Consider the following 19,051-nt stretch of genomic DNA (forward strand, 5'->3'; position numbering starts at 1 on the left):
CGATGCGCTTCTTCGCCCGGAACGCGGCGCCGAAACTGCCGCTGGAGCCGCTCGCCGGCATGCCGCTGGCGCTCGTCGCGATCGCGGTCAGCGTCGCGAATTTCATGCAGACGCTCGACCTGACGATCGCGAACGTCGCCGTCCCGACCATCGCGGGCGATCTCGGCGTCGCACCGGACATGGGCACGTGGATGCTGACCTCGTTCGCGACGCCGCTCGCGATCACGCTGCCGCTCACCGGCTGGCTCACGCAGCGCTTCGGCCAGGTGCGGCTGTTCCGCGTGTCGGTGCTGCTGTTCGTGCTCACGTCGATCCTGTGCGGGATGGCGCCGAACTTCGAGTCGCTGCTGCTGTTTCGCGCGCTTCAGGGCGCCGCGTCGGGCCCGATCACCGCGCTGTCCCAGGCGCTGCTGCTCGCGGTGTTCCCGTCGACGCGCCGCCACGTTGCACTGGCCGTGTGGCAGACCACGACGTTCGTCGCGCCGGTGCTCGGGCCGATCGCCGGCGGCTGGATCACCGACAACCTGAGCTGGCCGTACATCTTCTACGTGAACGTGCCGCCGGGCGTGCTCGTGCTGGGCGTGCTCGCGCGGCTGCTGGCGGGACGCGACAACGCGACGCGGCGGCTGCCGGTCGACGTCGTCGGGCTGCTGCTGCTCACCGCCGCGTTCGGTTCGTTCCAGCTGCTGCTCGATCGCGGCCAGAACCTCGACTGGTTCGCCTCCGACGAAATCCGCATGCTGGCGGTCGTCGGCGTCGTGTCGTTCGTCGCGCTGATCCTCTGGGAGCTGACCGACAGCCATCCGATCGTCGACCTGCGGCTGTTCGCGGACCGCAACTTCACGACGAGCACGCTCGCGATCACGGTCGGCTTCGGGCTCTACTTCGGCGCGCTGGTGCTCGTGCCGCTGTGGCTGCAGACGCAGCAGGGATACACGGCCACCTGGGCCGGCATCGCCACCGCGCCGCTCGGTCTCGCGGGGATCGTGATCGCGCCGCTGCTCGGCCGCTTCCAGGGCCGCACCGACCCGCGCCTGCTCGCGACCGTCGCGCTCGTCGGCTGGGGCGCCGCGTCGTTCTGGCGCATGCACTTCAACAGCGACGTGACGGTCGGCGACATCGCCGCCAATTCGCTGCTGATGGGCGCCGCCACCGCGTTCTTCATCACGCCGCTCGTGTCGCTGTCGCTCGCCGGGCTGCCCCGCGAGCGGCTGCCCGCGGCATCCGGGCTGCAGAACGCGCTGCGGCGGATCGGCACCAGCGTCGCGACGTCGGTTGCGCCGACCTACTTCGAGCGCCGCTCCCGCGTACACAACACCTATCTCGTCGACCACATCACGCCGTACGATTTCGCGTCCGGCGACTGGTTCGCGCGGCTCGACCACGCGGGGCTGTCACCGTCCGGCGCGCTCGCATCGGTCTCGCATGCGATCGACGTCGAAGCGCACATGCTCGCGCTGAACGACTTCTCGTTCGGCTGCCTGCTGCTGTTCGGCGCGACGCTGCTGACGGTCTGGTCGATCCGCTACCGCCATGCGTGATGCGTTCCTGACGGCAAAGCACGCCCGCGCATGCACAGCCGCTGCGTGCGCCGGGCAACGGCATGTGTGAAAACGTGCGAGGGGAAATATCCGGAACCCGCCTCGCCCGACGGGCGCGACCGACCGGGTAACCGGGCCGCCGAAAGGCGGCGAAAACATCTGCCGGATCGCATCGCCATCGCCGATGAATCGATTGTGCCGGTCGCGCTCGACGGCACCCCAAATGAAAAAGGGGCTCCGCGCCGATCGACACGGCGCGGAGCCCCTTCGCCTGCACTGCTTAACGTGGATCGCCGGCGGCCGGCACGTATCCGTCGGCGAGGATGCCGAGCGTCCGCGCGGCCGGCTCGCGCAACCGCTTCGCGGCCTGATAGCCCTCCGACCGATACCACTCGCGGGCACGCTCCGCCGACTCGAATTCGAGCACAACGACGCGCTTCGGCGCCCAGTCTCCTTCCAGCGTCTCGACTTCGGCGCCGCGCACCAGGAAGCGCCCGCCGTACGCGGCCACCGTCGGCGCGCCGAGCCGGCGGTACGCCTGGTATGCGTCGACGTCGTGCACGTCGATATCGAACACCACGTACGCGCTCATGACCGCACCTCCGCCTGCGCCGCCGCATCGGCCGGCGCGAGCTGCACGAACACGCGGCCGTTCTCGATCTTCACCGGATAGGTGCGCACGCACGTCGTCAGCGGCGCGCACAGCGCGATGCCGGTCCGCACGCTGAAGCGCCCCTGATGCAGCGGGCACTCGATCTCGTCGTCGAGCAGGAAACCGTCGCTCAGGCGTGCGTCGCCGTGCGTGCACTGGTTCTCGGTCGCGAAGATCTCGTCGCCGACCGCATACAGCGCGATGTCGCGGCCGCCCACCCGGACGCCGAGTATTCCGTCGGTGCGCACCGCTTCCGGCGCGACCGCATCGATCCATTCCGTAGTCACTTTCGGCACCTCGTTCAGATCGGATAAATCAGCGAGTTCGGAATCATCTCGCTGTCGTAGACGCAGATGCGCGACTCGAAACGCAGCCCCTGCGGCGTGCGCACGATCCGGTCCAGATAGCGCCCCGTGTTGTACACGTCGCTCATCTGCTCGGTCTTCGTGCGCAGCACCGCATAGTTCGTCTCCGCCTCGATCGCCGTGTCGTCGAGATACGTGACGAGCGGCAGCCCTATCACGTGGCGCTGGTAGTACGGGTCGAAGAACAGCGTCTCCTTGATCCCGTAGACGCGGTCCTTCAGCATGCCCTTGCTCTCGAAATCCATCACCGCGAGCGGCAGGCTGCGCTCGTGGTTCTCGCGCGGCACCACCGTGTACCTGCATTGCTCGACGAAGAATTCCGGCCACGCATCCCAGTCGCCGCCGTCGAGCACGGCCGCATACCGCGCGTTGAGCTGGACGAGCGCGTAGAAATCCTCGAAGCTCGCGCCGCTCGCGTGGGGCACGGCGGCCAGCCGGTCCGTTCGTGTCGTGATCGTGCTCATTCAGGCCTCCATCACTTGGCGCCAGTACTGGTACATGCCGCGCACCAGCGTTTCGCTGACCATATGGTCGGTTTGCTCGTCGATCTGCCGGCCGCCGAGTTCGTTGTAGACGTTGCCGTGCTGGATCTGCTCGAAGCTCTGCTGCACGCATTCGATGACCTCGCCGTCGTCCGCCGACACGAAACCGGCCGGCCCGAACAGATTGGCCTGGCGCAGACGACGCCGCGTCATCTCCTCGGTGTCGGTCTCGAAACCGAAATGCGTCCACACGTAGTCGAACACGCCCGGGCCGATCGGCCGGATGCGACGCGTCGACAGCGCATTGACCTGCTGCTGGATGATGACGCTCGGCATCAGCGTCAGCATCACGACGGTCGGATCGCCCCACCACGGTTCGTGCACGACATCGAGGAAGCGGTCGTCGTGCAGCGTCATGCGCTCCTTGAAGCTCGTCACGTTGTGGGTCACCTCGCCGCCGCCGCCGCCGCTGCGGATCGACACCATCGCGCCGTGCCGGTGATGCGCATCGGTCACGAGCCTGGCGGGATTGTCCGCGCGCCACAGGCCGAAGTTGACGAACCAGGTATGCAGCAGCCCCGCGTGATACGGATCCTTGATGTTCTCGACCATCAGCTTCCAGTTGCTCGGCACGCGCTGCCGCGTGTAGCCGAGCACGGTCAGCTTCGGGCCGTGGAACAGGCGATCGTAGTAAGGCAGGATGCGCGGGCCGAGGAAATCCTCGAACGATTCGACGTTCTCGTCGAATGACGCGAACACGGCACCGCCGCGCGTCGACACGCGCAGGCGCCGCAGCGCGTGCTTGCCCGGATCGAAATCCGCCGGCATGCCGCCGTTGATCGTGCCGCCCTGACGCACGCCGCGCCGGAACGGCACACCGATCAGGTTGCCCTTCAGGTCGTAGTTCCACTGGTGATACGGGCAGTGGAAATCCTTCGCTGTCCCCGAGCGCTCGCGGCAGAACTGCATGCCGCGGTGCGCGCACGCGTTTTCGAAGACGACGATTTCGCCGTCCTCCGTGCGCGTCATCACGACGGATCGCTCGCCGACTTCCGTGCGCTGGAAATCGCCGGGAGACGGCACTTCGGCTTCGAGGCCGATGTAGCACCAGTGATTCGCGTAGAACAGGCGCTCGAGTTCGCGCTGGTACAGCGCTTCACTCGTGTACGCCTCGTATGGCGTGCGGCTGGCGCCGTCGCCTTTCCAGTCGAGCGCGCGGGCGATGTCGATGGGTGAGTTCAAGAGAGCTCCTTTCAGTAAGAAGCGGCCTGCATCGCGACGGCGGCGCCGTGCGCGATGAAGCCGGCTGGCGAACGCCGCCGCGCAACCGCCGCGGCAGCCAACTGCTCGACGAGCTCGGCCGTGTGATCCCAGCCGAGACATGCGTCGGTAATGCTTTGGCCGAACACCGGCGGCGTGCCCGGCACCAGGTCCTGCCGCCCCTCGACGAGGAACGACTCGATCATCACGCCCACGATCGCGCGCTCCCCGCGATGCAGTTGCGCGGCGAGGTTGCCGCACACGTCGATCTGCGCGCGCGTCTGCTTGCCGCTGTTGCCATGGCTCGCGTCGATCACGACATACGGAGGAAGATGCGCGTCGCGCAGCGCGGCGCAGGCGGCCGCGACGCTGGCGGCGTCGTAGTTCGGGGTCTTGCCGCCGCGCAGCACGATATGCGTGTCGGGATTGCCGCGCGTGGTCGCGATTTCCACGCTGCCGGAGACGGACGACCTCAGGTAACTGTGCGACACGCGCGACGCGCGGATCGCGTCGATCGCGACCTTCACGTTGCCGTCGGTGCCGTTCTTGAAGCCGACCGGCAGGTCGAGCCCCGATGCCGCCTGGCGATGGATCTGCGATTCGGTCGTCCGCGCGCCGATCGCGCCCCAGGACACGAGGTCGTCGAGATACGGCGCGGTCATCGGATCGAGAAATTCGGTCGCGGCCGGCAGGCCCAGCGCATTGATGCCGAGCAGCACCTTGCGCGCGACGCGCAGGCCGTCCTCGATCCGGAAACTGCCGTCGAGATACGGGTCGTTCAGGAGCCCTTTCCAGCCGACCGTGGTGCGCGGCTTTTCGAAATAGACGCGCATCACGATCTCGAGCACATCGGCGTACCGCTCGCGCAGCGGCGCGAGCCGGCGCGCGAACGCCAGCGCGGCCTCCGCGTCATGGATCGAACACGGGCCGACGATCAGCGCAAGCCGGTCGTCCTCGCCCGCGATGATGCGCGCCAATGCGCGCCGCACATCGCCGATCGACCGTGCCAGGCCGGGATCGCACGGCAATTCGGCGCGCAACCGCTGCGCACTGATCACCGCCACGCCTTGCGTCAACGCTGCCCCAACGGATTTTTCCATTTAACGCTCCACTCTCGCTGATCGGATGCCGATTTACGGAGGCAATTAGAGCGCGGCCAAATCCCCGGTGATACTGTCATTTATCTCAGAAGCATTTCACATAGTGGATATCTGTGATTTCCGACAGTATTCCGATATGCGGATCGCGTCTAACTTAACTCCTGCACAAACCCGTTCTCACCCGCCGTTCTGCCAAGGAGCCTGGTAATGACAAGAAAATATTTTGAAACCCGAATCGACGTGAAGTATCGGGAAACGGACGCGATGGGCCATGTGAGCAGCCCCGTCTATTACGATTATCTGCAGCACGCGTACCTGACCTACATGCACGATCTGCTCGAGCTGCCCTATTCGGAAAAGCTGCCGCACATCATGGTCAAGACCTCGTGCGAATATCTGAAGCCCGCGCAGTACGGCGATACGATCACGGTCCGCAGCAGCGTCACGCGCTTCGGCTCGAAGAGCTTCGAACTGGAATACCTGATGGTGCGCGACGGGCAGGCCGACGCCGGGGATTCGGCCGACGATCATGCGGTGGTTGCGCGGGCCTTGTCCACGCACGTGATGTTCGACTACGGCAGCAAGACCACGGTGCCGGTGCCGGAAGAGTTCAGGACGCGCGTGCTGTCGTTCCAGGGCGCGATCTGATGCCGCAACCGGGGGTCCACGGACGGACGCCCCGGTGCCGTTCATGCAAACACGATCAGGCCCATCAACACGGCTTTCACGACCGCATTGGTCTTGTTGGACGCGTTGAGCTTCACAATCGATCTCGAAATATGGAAATTGATCGTGCGCTCGGTCAAGCCGAGAATGACGCCGATCTCATACGCGGTCTTCCCTTCCGCCGCCCATCGCAATACCTCGCATTCGCGCATACTCAACGTGACATCCGCGGGAGTCGCTATATTCGCTGCAAACTGAACCATTCGTATCCCCATCCAGAATAAGACGCCAATATGTCAGATTCACGATTTCCAATGTTCACCTCAATTCACATACCCCTCGGATTGGATATTTATTATTTAAAGGCGTCACGAATGTTCGGCGAATTCAAAAGCGAAAATTGCCCTGCCCATTATCTCCAGTGTTGTCCGAACGGAATCGAGCATACCGAATCGATTTACGCTTCGGAAGATGCACGAAACGCAATATATCAATGACGTTGACGCACGCCACCAGGGTTGCATGGCGCGTCACATCGAAGCGACCGCGCGGCTAGCGGACGATCGCATCGGCAACGCGCGGCGCGCAGATACTGCGCACGCAATCGCGCAGCCAGCGATGCGCGGGGTCGCGATCGAAACGCGGGTGCCAGATCTGCGAGACGGTCAGGTCCGCGATCGGCAGCGGCAGCGTAAAGCTGTACATGCCGACGCGGGACCGCTCGGTCTGCCGCTCCGGCACGCTGGCGACGAAGTCCGAGCTGCGCGCGAGCGACAGCGCGGTCGGGAAGCTCGACACGACGGTGGTCACCGAGCGTGCGATGCCGAGGGAATCGAGCAGCGTATCGATCGGGCCGTTGAACTGCCCGCGGCGCGACACGCCCACTTGCGGAAACGACGCGAAGCGTTGCGGCGTGATTTCGCCGGTCGCCAGCGGATGATCCGCGCGAACCACGCCGATGAAGCGGTCGCGAAACAGCGCCTGCACGCGCAGCTCCGGGCCGGCCTGGCCGATCACGCCGACTTCGAGATCGATGTCGCCGTTGCGCAGCGCATCGACATGCTTGTTGGGTTTGGGCGCGAAGCGCAGCCGCACGTCGGGCGCGGTGCGCGACGCGTGTTCGAGCAGCGCCGGCGCGAACGTCTCGACGAACGCCTCGTTCGCGCGAATCGAGAACGTGCGCTTGAGCGTACTCATGTCGACCCGTTCGCACGGGCACATGACCGAATGCGCCTCCATGACGAGCGCATGCACCCTGTCGCGCAACTCGAGCGCGCGCGGGGTCGGGACGAGATCGCGCCCTGCCCGCACCAGCAACGGGTCGCCCGTCATCACCCGCAGCCGCGCAAGCGAGCGGCTGAGTGCGGACGGACTCAGGCCGAGCGCGTTGGCCGCGCCCACGACGCTGTTCTCGGACAGCAACGCGTCCAGAACGACGAGAAGATTGAGGTCGATGGAAGTCGCCATGTTGCGCCCATGCTGTACTGTCGGGACCGGCCGGCCGATGGGCCAACGGCATCGTGCCTCGGGCGTATGTGCTCCGTGATTCGCGATGTACCGGAAATCGGCAGTCGCGCCGCCGAGCCTGACGCACGATCGTGCGCCCGCCGAAATGGCGTGCAGTGAATGGCGGGGAGTATTCGTGCCGCTGAGAAAATCCGCTGCGGATTTATTGCACTTGTGAACGATTGTGCACCGCGCTGCAATAAATCGCAACTGGATGCACGGCATATCCGGTTTAAATGAAACGATGCGCGCGAATGAACAATAAAACAAACCGATTCGATTGCGTCGACCCGCGCATCGCGCACGCGAGCCGGCCGGTGAAGCAAAGCCCGCCGCAGCAAAGCCCGCGAGAGCCTCACCAGGCGCTGCGCGGCCGGGCCCGCCGGCACGGCTTCCGCGCACCGGGATCGAATTACAGAACTTTTAGACTCTTCTATTGACTTTCACACCGATATTCCGCTTTGGCGCGCATACGTTTCACGAAACAAATCGCGATCGGGCGATTCGTGCAGGTCTTCCCGCGATCCGAGAAAACCCGCTTGATTGTCCGGCATGCCCCTTTCGCGACTCGATCGGCATTTCACTCAGTCCGGTGATGTTTCGCCCCATCCGCCCGCCCAAAATTTTTACGCTCGTAAAAATTTTGGCCGGAGAGAATGACGCGCTGAAACAGAGCGTCGCCTGTCCACACATCGCCCTCGCAAACCCTTTCGGACCCAACCCAATCGCTGACGGGAGCCCAGATGCCCACGAACCAGGATTCACGCCCGACGGACGAATCGGATCACGGAGAATTCTCGCTAAGCGAAGTCCCGCCCGAGAAACGCACCGGATTCCTGTCCATCACGATGGTGTTGTTGAGTTTCACGTTCTTCACCGGAACGATGTTTGCCGGCGGCAAGATCGGCGTCGCCTTCGACGTCGTCGGCATGATCCAGATCGCCGTGATCGGAAACCTGTTGCTCGCCGCCTATGCGGCGTCGCTCGCGCTGATTGCCGCCCGCAGCGGCCTGAATGCCGTGCTGATGGGGCGATTCTGCTTCGGGGAAATCGGCAGCAAGCTGTCCGATTTCCTGCTGGGCTTCGCGGAACTCGGCTGGTATGCATGGGGAACCGCAACGGTGGCCATCGTATTGGTCAAGCTGCTGGGGTGGCCGGCCTCCGCTACCACGCCGTTGATGATCGTCTTCGGTTTCGGATTTTCGATCACGGCCATCATCGGCTATCGCGGCATGGATGTGCTGTCGCGCGTCTCCGTGCCGTTGATGTTCGTGCTTCTGATGACGTCGATGTGGATCGCCACCCGCGATATCGGCGGCTGGGCCGGCCTCACGCACGTCGTGCCGTCTCATCCGATGCAGTTCTCGGCGGCCGTGACGATGGTCATCGGCACCTTTGCCAGCGGCGCCACCCAGGCAACCAACTGGACGCGCCTCGCACGCAGCGCTCGCAGCGCCGTGTGGGCAAGCATGATCGGATTCTTCGCGGGCAACGGCCTGATGATCGTCGCGGGCGCATACTGTGCCATCGTCTATCAGCAAGCCGACATCGTCGAGGTGATGATGCTGCAAGGCCTGTCGATCGCAGCGGTCGTGATGCTGTGCCTCAATCTCTGGACCATCCAGGGGCCGACGATGTACAACGTGGCGGCCGCCGGATGCCATCTGCTGCGCACCGAACGGCGCCGCACGCTCGTACTGGTGGGCGCGGCGATCGGCATCGTGCTCGCGGTCGGCGGGATGTACGAGTTGCTGATTCCGTTCCTGGTGCTGCTCGGCTCGATCATTCCTCCCGTCGGCGGCGTGATCATGGCGGACTACTGGTATCGCCATCGCGGGCAATACCCGTCGCTTGCCGCCGCCCGCCTGCCGCGCTTCAATCTGGTCGGTCTGGCCGCGTATGCGATCGGCGCCATACTCGCCTATACGTCGCCGTGGATCGCGCCGATCGTCGGCATCGCGGCGTCCGCCGCCGCCTACATCGCGCTGCTGCAGATTTCCCGTGCGTTCTCCCGCGAACCGTCCGTCCAGGGTGAATGATTTCGCTTCACGCCCGCCCGGCCCCCACGAACAAAAGGAATCCTCATGAAAATCGTCAACGCCAGATTGCGCGGCCATAGCGGCCTCTTCACGATAGACATCGATGCGGGCACGATTCGCGGCATCGACCTCCAGCCGTCGCCGCTGACGCCGCAAGGAGACGACGTCATCGATGCAGGCAGCAATCTCGTCATCCCGCCGCTGGTCGAGCCGCATATCCATCTGGATGCGACGCTGACCGCCGGCGAGCCCGAGTGGAACATGAGCGGCACGCTGTTCGAAGGCATCGAGCGGTGGGGCCAGCGCAAGGCCACCATCACGCATGACGATACGAAAGCCCGCGCCCACACCACGATCGGAATGCTGCGCGACAACGGCATCCAGCACGTGCGCACGCATGTGGACGTCACCGATCACACGCTTGCCGCATTGAAGGCAATGCTCGAGGTCAGGGACGAGGCGCGCGATCTGATCGACCTGCAGATCGTCGCGTTCCCCCAGGAAGGCATCGAATCGTTCGAGAACGGACGTGCGCTGATGGAGCGCGCGATCGAAATGGGCGCCGACGTCGTCGGCGGCATTCCGCATTTCGAGAACACCCGCGATCAGGGCGTGAGTTCCATCAAGTTCCTGATGGATCTCGCGGAACGCAAGGGCTGCCTGGTCGATGTCCATTGCGACGAGACCGACGATCCGCATTCGCGCTTCCTGGAAGTGCTCGCCGAGGAAGCGCGGGGTCGCGGGATGGGCGCGCGCGTCACCGCCAGCCACACGACCGCGATGGGTTCCTACGACAACGCTTATTGCTCGAAGCTGTTCCGCTTGCTGAAGCGGTCGGGGATTCATTTTGTTTCGTGTCCGACCGAAAGCATCCACCTGCAGGGGCGTTTCGACACCTACCCGAAACGACGCGGCATTACGCGGGTGGCGGAACTCGATCGCGCCGGCATCAACGTGTGCTTCGGACAGGATTCGATCAAGGATCCGTGGTATCCCGTCGGCAACGGCAACATCCTGCGCATCCTCGACGTCGGCCTGCACGTGTGTCACATGCTCGGTTATGACGACCTGCAGCGATGCCTCGACTTCGTCACCGAGCACAGCGCACATGCGATGTCGCTGGGCGATCGTTATGGCATCGCCGTCGGGCGGCCGGCCAATCTGCTGATCCTCGACGCGGATTGCGACTATGAAGTGATCCGCAAACAGGCAAAGGTGCGAATGTCGCTCCGCGCCGGGAAGGTCATCATGCAGCGCGCGCCTGAACGCATCACCTATCCTGAAGCGGGCACGCGTTGAGCGGGCAACGACGACGCCGGTCCGACAAGCTGGTGGAAGAAAAGCGATGAACCCGTCCGGGCCGACTGCAGGAACGCCCGGCCGGCCCCACGGCCGGCGGGAAGCGCTGCGCGACACGCTCGAGGCGGCCATTCTCGCCGCTGCCGAGGAATCGTTTTCCACGTACGGCTTCGACGGGAGTTCCGTTGCGACGATCGCGGCGGCCGTCGGCTTGTCGAAGCAGAACCTGATGTACTACTTCCCCACGAAGCTGGCGCTCTACAAACGCGTGCTGGACGACGTATTGCGCGACTGGCTGGGCAGGATGCGGGAGTTTGCGGCGCCCGATCGCGAGCCCGCGGAAGCGATGTCGGCCTATATCCGGGCCAAACTGGAATTCTCCAGAAATCGCCCGCATGGATCGCGGGTTTTTGCGCTGGAGATCATCGGCGGCGCAAAGACCTACGGAAAGGAAATCCGCAAGCAACTGATTCCGGTGTTGCGCGACGACATCCGGGTGCTCGAACGCTGGATCGACGCAGGCAAGGTCAGGCAGGTCGAAACGGAGCACCTGTTCTTCCTGATCTGGGCCGCCACGCAGGCGTATGCGGATTTCGCTCCCCAGATGCTGCTGGTGCTCGGCAAGCGCACGCTGGGAAGCGACGATTTCGACGCGGCTTACCGTACCATCTCGGGCCTGGTGCTCAACGCGCTGATAACCGAAGACGGAACGAAGGAATGACCGCTTGACCGCCTCCGTCGCCACATGCGCGGCGATCACGGAGGCGTGCCCGGCTACCCGGCAGGATCAGCATTCGCCGGGGAGGTGCGGGACGACATCGCGACGATATGCGCTTCGCCGTCGTGCGCTCGTCGGGGAAGCGCGGAACGACGTCGCGACGATGTGCGCTTCGCCGTCGTGCGCTCGCCCCACTGCTGCTCGACGGAGACCCGCCGATCAGTCGTCGTGCTTGTAGCGCTTCTTGTTCTTGTGCTTGTTGCCGCGGTAGTAGTCGTTGGAACGCGAGTTGTTGCGCGACACGTGGCCGCCCAGCGCCGCACCCGCGCCGCCGCCCACCGCGGCGCCGACGAGGCTGCCGGCCGTGCCGCCCATCGCGTTGCCCGCGGCGGCACCTGCGCCACCGCCCAGTGCGCCGCCGACGACGGCGCCCGTGCGTTCGCGTTTGTTCGACGTCACCGCACCGCCTGCGCCACCGCCCACGGCGCCGCCGATGATCGCGCCCGTGCTTCCGCCGACCGCGTTGCCGACCGCCGCGCCCGCGACGCCACCCAGCGCGCCGCCCAGTGCATTGTTCGTGTCGCCTGCCACGGCAGGCAGCGACGCCACCGCCGTCACACCGACCACCACTGCCATCCCGGCCAATTTCTTCAGCATCTGTCTGCCCTTTCCAATTTCTGAGATATCGGTGGGCGAATTTAGCATCTTTCAGGTAAGCCCATCGTGATAAAGCGTTAAATCGGGCGTTCGCCTGGCAGGAACCGCCGCCGAGCCGAATCCGGCCGGCACGTTCGCCCGCGCCACGACGCGACGGACGTTCCGCATCGGCTCCCCGGATTATCCCGGCGCGTTCTTCCTTCCCGCGCCCGCGATCCTGCATTACCATCGTGCGTCCGCCGCGCCTGCCCACCTCCGGCAAGCGAGCCCAGCCACCTCCCCGTTCCCGCACCGATGCTCGCCCTCGTCATCCTCGCCGGCCTCTGGGCCGGCCTGCAGAACACCCTCGCGGGCGGCGGCTCGTTCATCACGCTGCCCGCGCTGATCGTGTCGGGCATGTCGCCGCTCGCGGCAAACATCACGTCGACGGTCGCGCTGTTTCCCGCGCAGGTCACGACGGGCTGGGCGAGCCGAAACATGGTGCGCGGCGCCGGCAAGCTGTCGTTTCGCGCGCTGTTCGCGATCAGCGTGGTCGGCGGCGCGCTCGGTGGGCTGCTGTTGCTGAAGACGCCTTCGTCGATCTTCTCGCGCCTCGTGCCGTGGCTCGTGCTGTTCGCGACGATCGTGTTCGCGTGGGGCAGCTTTTTCCGCAAGCCGAGCGAAGGCACCGCACACCTCGGTACCGTCCCCGCCGCGATCTCGCAGTTCATGATCGCGATCTACGGCGGCTACTTCGGCGGCGGCCTCGGCTTCCTGATGATGGCCACGCTGACGATGGCCGGCCTGTCGCCGCGTCACGCGATGTCGACGAAGAACGCGCTCGCGGGCGTGATGAACGCATCGGCCGTCGTGCTGTTCGTGACGTCGCCGCAGCTGCACTGGGGCGCGGCACTCGCGCTCGGCGGCGGCGCGATCGTCGGCGGGCTGCTCGGCACGTGGGCGCTGCATCGCGTGAACGAACGCGTGCTGCGGATCGGGATCGTCTGCATCGGCGCGTTGCTCACCGTCGGGTTGTTCGTCAAACCGATCTGATACACGCACACCGTTGCCGCCGCTGCGGCAGTCATTCCGGTTCAACGCCGGCGGCCCGGCACCAAGCGATGCTGCACGGCGCGATCCTCCATGATTTCCTGCCATGGCTGCCGGTCTGACCCGGCGTGCGCGTTCAGCCGAACGGCCGCACGCCGATCAGCAGGCCATGCAGGAACAGCGCGAACACGGCCCACGCGACGAGCCCGGCCACGATCGTCACCGCGTCGCCCGACAGCTTGCCGGCCGGATAACGAACGCCGTCGCGACGATCGCGCGTACGCGACACGACGAAATCGACGAGCGCCCACACGAAGAACGCGCCGAACAGCACGACCGCGTGCACCGTGCCGTTCATGAGCAGGTGCGCAACCGCCCAGACCATCACGCCGGCCAGCATCGGATGCCCGACGAGCGTCTTGATGCGGTTCGCAGGCACATACGACGCGGCGATCAGCACGAACGCGACTGCGGTCAGCATGCCGGTGAGGTGGCGCACGCCGACGGGCGACACCCACAGCAGCGCCGCGCCCTCGCGCGCGATTCCGTAACCGCGGACGATCAGCACGAAGCCGACGATCGACGCGACCGCATAGCCGGCCTTCCAGCCTTTCTCGCCGATTCGCGCGATCATCGCGGAGCGCCAGCCGTCGGCGACGATCCGGATCGAGTGCACACCGAGGAAGATCGCTAAACCGAGAATCAGGACGAGCATCGGCTGTCTCCGTCTGGAATGATGAGTGGGGGAGCGTCCCGCGCGGCGTACGATGCGCCGTTCGCGGAGCCGGCGGCGAGGCCGGCGCGGGTCGCGCCGGGCATGAGCGCGATCCGCGCCGATCATAAACGCCGGGGCCGCCGTTGTGAAGCATGCAGAATGTGCGGTGCGGCAAGCCTTACGCTCTCGTGCGTCCGATCTGCGGCCGCCCCGATACCCTCACGTTTACCGTCGATGCCCCCTGCTGTGTCGATATTCGACGCATTGGCGCGGAGGCGACGATGCAGGCGAGCGTACGGCAGCCGCTGCGCGACGCGCGAATCGCCCGGCGACCGAGTGGTGAGAAAGAAAGGAGAACAGAAATCACGAAGCCGTTGCTTCGCGTGGTCGGCACTAGGATTTCTTACGTGTCGATGACGATTTCGAAGCCAATTTGGGCGCCGTTTCGGGAGACGGCTTTGCAGTCCGTTTCGATGCCGGCTTCGATTTCTGCCCCGTCGTCGATTTTGGCGCGGATTTCGGCGACGCTTTCGGCGCCGCCTTCGATGCCGGTTTCGGCGCTGTCTTCTGCGCCGCCCTCGCCTTGCGCTTCGGCGGCCCCGCCAGCAGCGCCGCGCGATACGCGCCGCGACACCAGTCGAACAGCGCGCCCGCATCCTCGAGCACGTCGGCCGGCGTCTCGTAGTAGCCCTCGAGCGCGATGGTGCGCGTGCGTCCCGAATACGAGAACGGCCCCATCCCCGCCGCGACGAATGCCGGACGGTTCACGTCGTCGACACGCAGGAACAGCGACCCGCGCGCCAGGAAGCCGAACATCACGCCGTCGAGCCGCAGCGCGGCGCCGCTGAAAAACCGCGTGACTTCGATATGGCCGAGGCTCGCGATCTGGTACGCGATCTCCTCGCCGTGCGCCTTGTCCGCCTGCCAGCTCATCGGCCGCCCTTGTCCATCAAGCGGCGCCGATACAGCGCTGCGTCCACGCATCGAGCGCCGCGTCATCGAAACCGACTGCCGCCGCACTGCTGCGAATCTGCCGCCACGTCGCGCGATCGACCGGAATGCCGCCGGCGCCGCGCGCGGCGCGGCTCGCCTCCTCCGGCTCGCCGGGCACCTGCACCGGCACATCGCCCGTCTGCGGCGACGCCTTCGCCCATGCGACGAACGCATCGGCTTCGCGCTCGGCATCGGCCGCGTCGAACGCTTTCGGATCGATCAGCACCGACAGCATCCCGTTCACGATCGCGCTCGTTTTCTGCAGCGTGTCGCCGTACGTCGTATGCCCGCCGACGAGCGCGCCGCCGAAGATCTCGCACATCGCCGCGAGCGCATAGCCCTTGTGCAGCCCGAACGGCAGCAGCGCGCCGAACGGCTGCTCGTGCATCACGGCCGGATCGTCGGTCGGCTGGCCGCGATGGTCGATCAGCGACCCGGCCGGCACGCGCTTGCCCTGGTTGTGTGCGACGCGCGTCTTGCCGTACGCGATCGCGCTCGTCGCAAAATCGAGCAGCAGCGGCGGCCGGCCCGCACGCGGATACGCGGCGCAGAACGGGTTCGTGCCGAAGCGCGGGTCGGTGCCGTGCAGCGGCGCGACCAGCAGGTCGCCCGGCACGTTGACGAAATGGAACGACACGAGCCCCGAGCGCGCGCACTGCTCGGCCCAGTGCCCGATGCGGCCGAGGTGATGCACGTCGCGCAGCCCGATCGCGCAGATGCCCATGCGCCGCGCGCGCTCGATCCCCTCGACCATCGCCTCGAACGCGATCACCTGGCCGAACCCGCGACCGCCGTCGATCGTCAGCACCGCGCCGCCGTCGCGGACGATCGACGCGTGCCCGTTCAACTGCAACTGCCCTTCCCGCCACGACGCGACGTAGTTCGGGATCATCCCGATCCCGTGCGAATCGTGGCCCGCGAGATTCGCGCCGATCAGGTGATCGGCGACGAGCCGCGCTTCGCGCTCGCTGCTGCCGGCCCGTTCCCAGAGTGCCGCGACGAATGCGTGCAGCGGTTCGGCGCGCATGCGCAGCGGTTCGGTGTCGGGCGTCGGCAGTGCGGTCATCGGCAAGGCTCCGTCAGGTCGGATCGGGTTGGGCAATCGGGACGTCGAACGGCCGCGACGATCAGCGCGCGGTCGCGATCACGTCGGCAACCGCCGCGGTCAGCTTCTTCGCGTACGGCACGTGCAGGAACTCGTTCGGCCCGTGCGCGTTCGACTTCGGCCCGAGCACGCCGCACACCATGAACTGCGCGGACGGGAAGCCGTCCTGCAGCACGTTCATCAGCGGGATCGTGCCGCCGAGGCCCATGTACGCGCAGTCCGCGCCGAAATGGCGGCGCGACGCGGCGTCGAGCGACGACGCGAGCCACGGCGCGAGATCCGGCGCGCTCCAGCCCGTCGCGGCGCCCGCGTCCGGCTTGAACGTGACCTTCGCGTTGTACGGCGGATCGAGTTCGAGCAGTTCCTTCAGCTGCTGCACGGCCTGCGCGGCATCGACGAGCGGCGGCAGGCGCAGCGACAGCTTGAACGCGGTGCGCGGACGCAGCACGTTGCCCGCATCGGCGAGCGCCGGCATGCCGGCCGCGCCCGTCACCGACAGCGACGGACGCCACGTCGAATTCAGCAGCGCCTCGCGCGGATCGGTCGTGGTCGGCAGCACCGGCTTGCCGTCCGCACCGCACGCCCACGGCAGCCCCTTCCATACTGCATCGCCGAGGATCGCGGCGGCCGCGTCGGCTTCGCGCACGCGGCTCGACGGGATCTCGCAATGGAACACGCCAGGCAGCAGGTTGCCGTTCTTCGCGTCCTCGAGACGCTCGAACAACTGGCGCATCACGCGGAAGCTCGACGGCGCGATGCCGCCGTAGACGCCCGAATGGATGCCTTCTTCCAGCACCTCGACCTGCAGGTCGCCGGACACGAGCCCGCGCAGCGACGTGGTGAGCCACATCTGGTCGTAGTTGCCGGCGCCCGAATCGAGACACACCACGAGCGACACCTGGCCGAGCCGGTCGCGCAGCGCGTCGACGTACGGCAGCAGGTCGTAGCTGCCCGATTCCTCGCAGGTCTCGATCAGGCCGACGCAGCGCGGCCGCTCGATGCCCTGCTCGTCGAGCGCGCCGAGCGCCGCGAGGCTCGCGTAGATCGCATAACCGTCGTCCGCGCCGCCGCGGCCGTAAAGCTTGCCGTTCTCGAACTTCGGCGTCCACGGGCCGAGGTCCGCGCGCCAGCCGTCGAATTCGGGCTGCTTGTCGAGATGGCCGTACAGCAGGATCGTGTCGGTGCTGCCCGGGCGCGTGGCCGGCGATTCGAAGAAGATCACCGGCGTGCGGCCGGGCAGGCGCACGATTTCGAGCTTCAGGCCCTTCACGGGCTGGCGTTCGGCCCACTGCGCGGCATCGGTGACGACGCGCTCGAGATAACCGCGCTTCTCCCAGTCGGGATCGAACGCGGGGCTCTTCGCGGGGATCGCGATGTAGTCGGTCAGTGCGTGGAGGATTTCATCGTTCCACTTGCGCTCGATGAAGGTAACGAGCTTGTCATGGTCGAGGACGGGGGTAGTGTCGACGGAGGTCATGATGGGGGGCCTGGATCGGGCTGACGAAAATCCAGATCATACGCCGTTGATCCGCCGTCCGCGCCCCTTCCGCGTGCGTTCAGACCGCCTGCGGGAACGCGTCGCGCAGCCCCGCCGCGCAGGCCAGCGCGTCGTCCCACAGGCGCCGCGTCAGTTCGCCGGCATCCTCTTCGCGCGCGAGCGCCGCGGCCTCGCCCGACCACAGCAGCGAGAAATCGTCGCGGCCCTGCCGCTCGAACGCACCGCGCAGCGGATCGACCGCGGCCGTCGCAAGCGGGAACGCGGGTGCGAGCGCGCTCATCGGCCCCTGCTCGCGCATGAAGCGCGTCAGCAGCCCGCGCGCGGGGCGGCCCGTATACAGGTTGGTCACGCGCGTACCGTCGTCGCGCGCCGCACGCACCGCCGCGCGATGCTGCGCCGAGCGGCCGGCCTGCGGTGTCAGCAGGTAGCCGGTGCCGATCTGCACCGCACGCGCGCCGAGCGCGAACGCGGCCGCGATGCCGCGCCCGTCGGCGATCGCGCCGGCCGCGATCACCGGCGCGCGCACCGCATCGACGATCTGCGGCAGCAACGCGAACAGGCCCGGTTGCGCGTGGATGTCGTCGGTCAGGAACATCCCGCGATGGCCGCCGGCCTCCGCGCCCTGCGCGACGATCGCGTCGACGCCGCGCGCATCGAGCCAGCGCGCTTCCTCGACGGTCGTTGCGGACGAAACGACCCGCGCGCCGGTGCGCCGCACGCGGTCGAGCAGCATGTCGTCCGGCAGCCCGAAATGGAAGCTCACGACGGCCGGCCGCAACTCCTCGACGACCGCGCACATCGCATCGTCGAACGGCGCGCGGCCGGGGCCGCCCTTCACGTCGGCCGGATCGAGCCCGGCTTCCGCGTAGTAGCCGGCGAGCGATGCGCGCCAGCGCGCGTCGACCTCCGCGTCGGGCGCCGGCGGCGTATGGCAGAAGAAGTTCACGTTGAACGGCGCGGGCGTGCGCGCCCGGATCGCCGCGATCTCCTCGCGCAACTGCTGCGGGCCGAGCGCCGCGCATGCCAGCGAACCGAGCCCGCCGGCTTCGCACACCGCGATCGCGAGCGGGCTGAAGGACCCGACCATCGGCGCCTGAATTAACGGCAGGCGGGAAGGCAGCGGCGCACCCGATGCGACGCGTGTGTCGTGGCCGGCAACGGCGGCGGCAGAAGTCATGGCGGGAACCGGAACGGGAGTAACGGAAGCAACGATGATACGCGAACGACCATGAACGCGATGCGCCGCCATCGCCATCTCGTTGATTCAGATTTCGTTGAGATTTCTTGAGGTTCGCTCGTCTATTCAATATCGTCCACCGCAAGCCACGTCCCGCGATGTCTGTCCGTCATCGAATGCCTGACGAGCCGGCCGGATCGATCTTCACCCACCTTTGACGATGGATTGAAACTTCCAACCCGAACCCGC

At 66.4% G+C, this 19,051-nt stretch carries 18 protein-coding genes and 1 pseudogene; 6 read left to right on the plus strand and 13 right to left on the minus strand.

From position 1 onward, the window contains the following. Positions 1 to 2 precede the first annotated feature (2 nt). The gene (locus MRS60_RS22680; RefSeq protein ID WP_034180565.1) at positions 3 to 1,541 is read left to right on the plus strand and encodes a DHA2 family efflux MFS transporter permease subunit; all 1,539 of its coding nucleotides are present in this window, start codon (positions 3 to 5) and stop codon (positions 1,539 to 1,541) included. A 280-nt stretch (positions 1,542 to 1,821) separates the two neighbouring features. Here MRS60_RS22680 and MRS60_RS22685 read toward each other — a convergent pair whose 3' ends face one another. Genes MRS60_RS22685 through MRS60_RS22705 form a run of 5 tightly spaced genes read right to left on the minus strand, consistent with a single transcriptional unit; the run spans position 1,822 to position 5,400 of the window. Continuing rightward, the gene (locus tag MRS60_RS22685; protein WP_034180566.1) at positions 1,822 to 2,133 is read right to left on the minus strand and encodes a DUF1330 domain-containing protein; all 312 of its coding nucleotides are present in this window, start codon (positions 2,131 to 2,133) and stop codon (positions 1,822 to 1,824) included. Next, positions 2,130 to 2,480 carry a non-heme iron oxygenase ferredoxin subunit gene (locus MRS60_RS22690; protein WP_131948458.1) on the minus strand — a complete coding sequence of 117 codons (351 nt, stop codon included), beginning with the start codon at positions 2,478 to 2,480 and terminating at the stop codon, positions 2,130 to 2,132. Before MRS60_RS22690 ends, MRS60_RS22685 begins: the two co-directional genes overlap by 4 nt. Before the next feature lie 14 nt (positions 2,481 to 2,494). Next, positions 2,495 to 3,022 carry an aromatic-ring-hydroxylating dioxygenase subunit beta gene (locus tag MRS60_RS22695; RefSeq protein WP_105391194.1) on the minus strand — a complete coding sequence of 176 codons (528 nt, stop codon included), beginning with the start codon at positions 3,020 to 3,022 and terminating at the stop codon, positions 2,495 to 2,497. Then, positions 3,023 to 4,282 carry an aromatic ring-hydroxylating oxygenase subunit alpha gene (locus MRS60_RS22700; protein WP_034180567.1) on the minus strand — a complete coding sequence of 420 codons (1,260 nt, stop codon included), beginning with the start codon at positions 4,280 to 4,282 and terminating at the stop codon, positions 3,023 to 3,025. Positions 4,283 to 4,293: 11 nt separating this feature from the next. Next, positions 4,294 to 5,400, minus strand: coding sequence for a 3-deoxy-7-phosphoheptulonate synthase (locus MRS60_RS22705; RefSeq protein ID WP_175747280.1), 1,107 nt, complete (start codon positions 5,398 to 5,400; stop codon positions 4,294 to 4,296). 207 nt (positions 5,401 to 5,607) lie between these two features. Here MRS60_RS22705 and MRS60_RS22710 point away from each other — a divergent pair, with 207 nt between their 5' ends. Continuing rightward, a complete protein-coding gene (locus tag MRS60_RS22710; protein ID WP_034180568.1) occupies positions 5,608 to 6,048 on the plus strand; it encodes an acyl-CoA thioesterase in 441 nt (146 codons plus the stop codon). A 41-nt stretch (positions 6,049 to 6,089) separates the two neighbouring features. On the opposite strand, the pseudogene MRS60_RS22715 reads toward MRS60_RS22710, so the two are convergent. Both MRS60_RS22715 and MRS60_RS22720 read right to left on the minus strand, forming a co-directional pair. Next, a pseudogene (locus MRS60_RS22715) lies at positions 6,090 to 6,296 on the minus strand (LuxR C-terminal-related transcriptional regulator); the annotation flags it as partial. A 322-nt stretch (positions 6,297 to 6,618) separates the two neighbouring features. After that, positions 6,619 to 7,533: a LysR family transcriptional regulator gene (locus MRS60_RS22720; protein WP_243566735.1), complete on the minus strand. Its 915-nt coding sequence runs from the start codon at positions 7,531 to 7,533 to the stop codon at positions 6,619 to 6,621. Positions 7,534 to 8,315: 782 nt separating this feature from the next. Here MRS60_RS22720 and codB point away from each other — a divergent pair. From codB to MRS60_RS22735, 3 genes are read left to right on the plus strand one after another with little or no spacing between them, the layout of a single operon-like run. Beyond that, complete coding sequence (codB, locus tag MRS60_RS22725; protein ID WP_217587894.1) at positions 8,316 to 9,611, plus strand: cytosine permease; 1,296 nt, start codon at positions 8,316 to 8,318, stop codon at positions 9,609 to 9,611. A gap of 45 nt (positions 9,612 to 9,656) precedes the next feature. Next, a complete protein-coding gene (gene codA, locus MRS60_RS22730) occupies positions 9,657 to 10,910 on the plus strand; it encodes a cytosine deaminase (protein WP_243566736.1) in 1,254 nt (417 codons plus the stop codon). Between the two features lie 46 nt (positions 10,911 to 10,956). Further along, complete coding sequence (locus MRS60_RS22735; protein ID WP_243566737.1) at positions 10,957 to 11,631, plus strand: TetR/AcrR family transcriptional regulator; 675 nt, start codon at positions 10,957 to 10,959, stop codon at positions 11,629 to 11,631. 216 nt (positions 11,632 to 11,847) lie between these two features. Here MRS60_RS22735 and MRS60_RS22740 read toward each other — a convergent pair whose 3' ends face one another. Next, positions 11,848 to 12,285 carry a hypothetical protein gene (locus tag MRS60_RS22740; protein ID WP_034180573.1) on the minus strand — a complete coding sequence of 146 codons (438 nt, stop codon included), beginning with the start codon at positions 12,283 to 12,285 and terminating at the stop codon, positions 11,848 to 11,850. Positions 12,286 to 12,579: 294 nt separating this feature from the next. Between MRS60_RS22740 and MRS60_RS22745 the strand changes: the two genes are divergently transcribed. Then, positions 12,580 to 13,317 carry a sulfite exporter TauE/SafE family protein gene (locus tag MRS60_RS22745; protein WP_105391201.1) on the plus strand — a complete coding sequence of 246 codons (738 nt, stop codon included), beginning with the start codon at positions 12,580 to 12,582 and terminating at the stop codon, positions 13,315 to 13,317. A gap of 133 nt (positions 13,318 to 13,450) precedes the next feature. Here the strand turns inward: MRS60_RS22745 and MRS60_RS22750 are convergent, their stop codons facing one another. The 5 genes from MRS60_RS22750 to MRS60_RS22770 form a co-directional block, all read right to left on the minus strand. After that, on the minus strand, positions 13,451 to 14,029 hold the full coding sequence (locus MRS60_RS22750; RefSeq protein ID WP_034180575.1) for an NnrU family protein: 579 nt from the start codon (positions 14,027 to 14,029) through the stop codon (positions 13,451 to 13,453). Between the two features lie 393 nt (positions 14,030 to 14,422). Further along, positions 14,423 to 14,962, minus strand: coding sequence for a TfoX/Sxy family protein (locus MRS60_RS22755; protein WP_243566738.1), 540 nt, complete (start codon positions 14,960 to 14,962; stop codon positions 14,423 to 14,425). A 16-nt stretch (positions 14,963 to 14,978) separates the two neighbouring features. Then, entirely contained in the window at positions 14,979 to 16,088 is a 1,110-nt protein-coding gene (locus MRS60_RS22760; RefSeq protein ID WP_034180577.1) for a malate/lactate/ureidoglycolate dehydrogenase, read from the minus strand. Positions 16,089 to 16,149: 61 nt separating this feature from the next. Next, a complete protein-coding gene (locus MRS60_RS22765; protein ID WP_105391205.1) occupies positions 16,150 to 17,604 on the minus strand; it encodes a M20 family metallopeptidase in 1,455 nt (484 codons plus the stop codon). A 79-nt stretch (positions 17,605 to 17,683) separates the two neighbouring features. Beyond that, positions 17,684 to 18,802: an NAD(P)H-dependent flavin oxidoreductase gene (locus MRS60_RS22770; protein WP_217587903.1), complete on the minus strand. Its 1,119-nt coding sequence runs from the start codon at positions 18,800 to 18,802 to the stop codon at positions 17,684 to 17,686. Between the last annotated feature and the right edge of the window lie 249 nt (positions 18,803 to 19,051).

Origin of the sequence: Burkholderia pyrrocinia, from assembly GCF_022809715.1 — a bacterium.
Lineage (GTDB): Bacteria > Pseudomonadota > Gammaproteobacteria > Burkholderiales > Burkholderiaceae > Burkholderia > Burkholderia pyrrocinia_C.

Coding starts and splice junctions, on each gene's coding strand:
- MRS60_RS22745 (WP_105391201.1), top strand. CDS start 12,580: ATGCTCGCCCTCGTCATCCTCGCCGGCCTCTGGGCCGGCCTGCAGAAC.
- MRS60_RS22685 (WP_034180566.1), bottom strand. CDS start 2,133: ATGAGCGCGTACGTGGTGTTCGATATCGACGTGCACGACGTCGACGCA.
- codB (WP_217587894.1), top strand. CDS start 8,316: ATGCCCACGAACCAGGATTCACGCCCGACGGACGAATCGGATCACGGA.
- MRS60_RS22695 (WP_105391194.1), bottom strand. CDS start 3,022: ATGAGCACGATCACGACACGAACGGACCGGCTGGCCGCCGTGCCCCAC.
- MRS60_RS22705 (WP_175747280.1), bottom strand. CDS start 5,400: ATGGAAAAATCCGTTGGGGCAGCGTTGACGCAAGGCGTGGCGGTGATC.
- MRS60_RS22770 (WP_217587903.1), bottom strand. CDS start 18,802: ATGACTTCTGCCGCCGCCGTTGCCGGCCACGACACACGCGTCGCATCG.
- MRS60_RS22710 (WP_034180568.1), top strand. CDS start 5,608: ATGACAAGAAAATATTTTGAAACCCGAATCGACGTGAAGTATCGGGAA.
- MRS60_RS22750 (WP_034180575.1), bottom strand. CDS start 14,029: ATGCTCGTCCTGATTCTCGGTTTAGCGATCTTCCTCGGTGTGCACTCG.
- MRS60_RS22735 (WP_243566737.1), top strand. CDS start 10,957: ATGAACCCGTCCGGGCCGACTGCAGGAACGCCCGGCCGGCCCCACGGC.
- MRS60_RS22740 (WP_034180573.1), bottom strand. CDS start 12,285: ATGCTGAAGAAATTGGCCGGGATGGCAGTGGTGGTCGGTGTGACGGCG.
- codA (WP_243566736.1), top strand. CDS start 9,657: ATGAAAATCGTCAACGCCAGATTGCGCGGCCATAGCGGCCTCTTCACG.
- MRS60_RS22760 (WP_034180577.1), bottom strand. CDS start 16,088: ATGACCGCACTGCCGACGCCCGACACCGAACCGCTGCGCATGCGCGCC.
- MRS60_RS22720 (WP_243566735.1), bottom strand. CDS start 7,533: ATGGCGACTTCCATCGACCTCAATCTTCTCGTCGTTCTGGACGCGTTG.
- MRS60_RS22755 (WP_243566738.1), bottom strand. CDS start 14,962: ATGAGCTGGCAGGCGGACAAGGCGCACGGCGAGGAGATCGCGTACCAG.
- MRS60_RS22765 (WP_105391205.1), bottom strand. CDS start 17,604: ATGACCTCCGTCGACACTACCCCCGTCCTCGACCATGACAAGCTCGTT.
- MRS60_RS22680 (WP_034180565.1), top strand. CDS start 3: ATGCGCTTCTTCGCCCGGAACGCGGCGCCGAAACTGCCGCTGGAGCCG.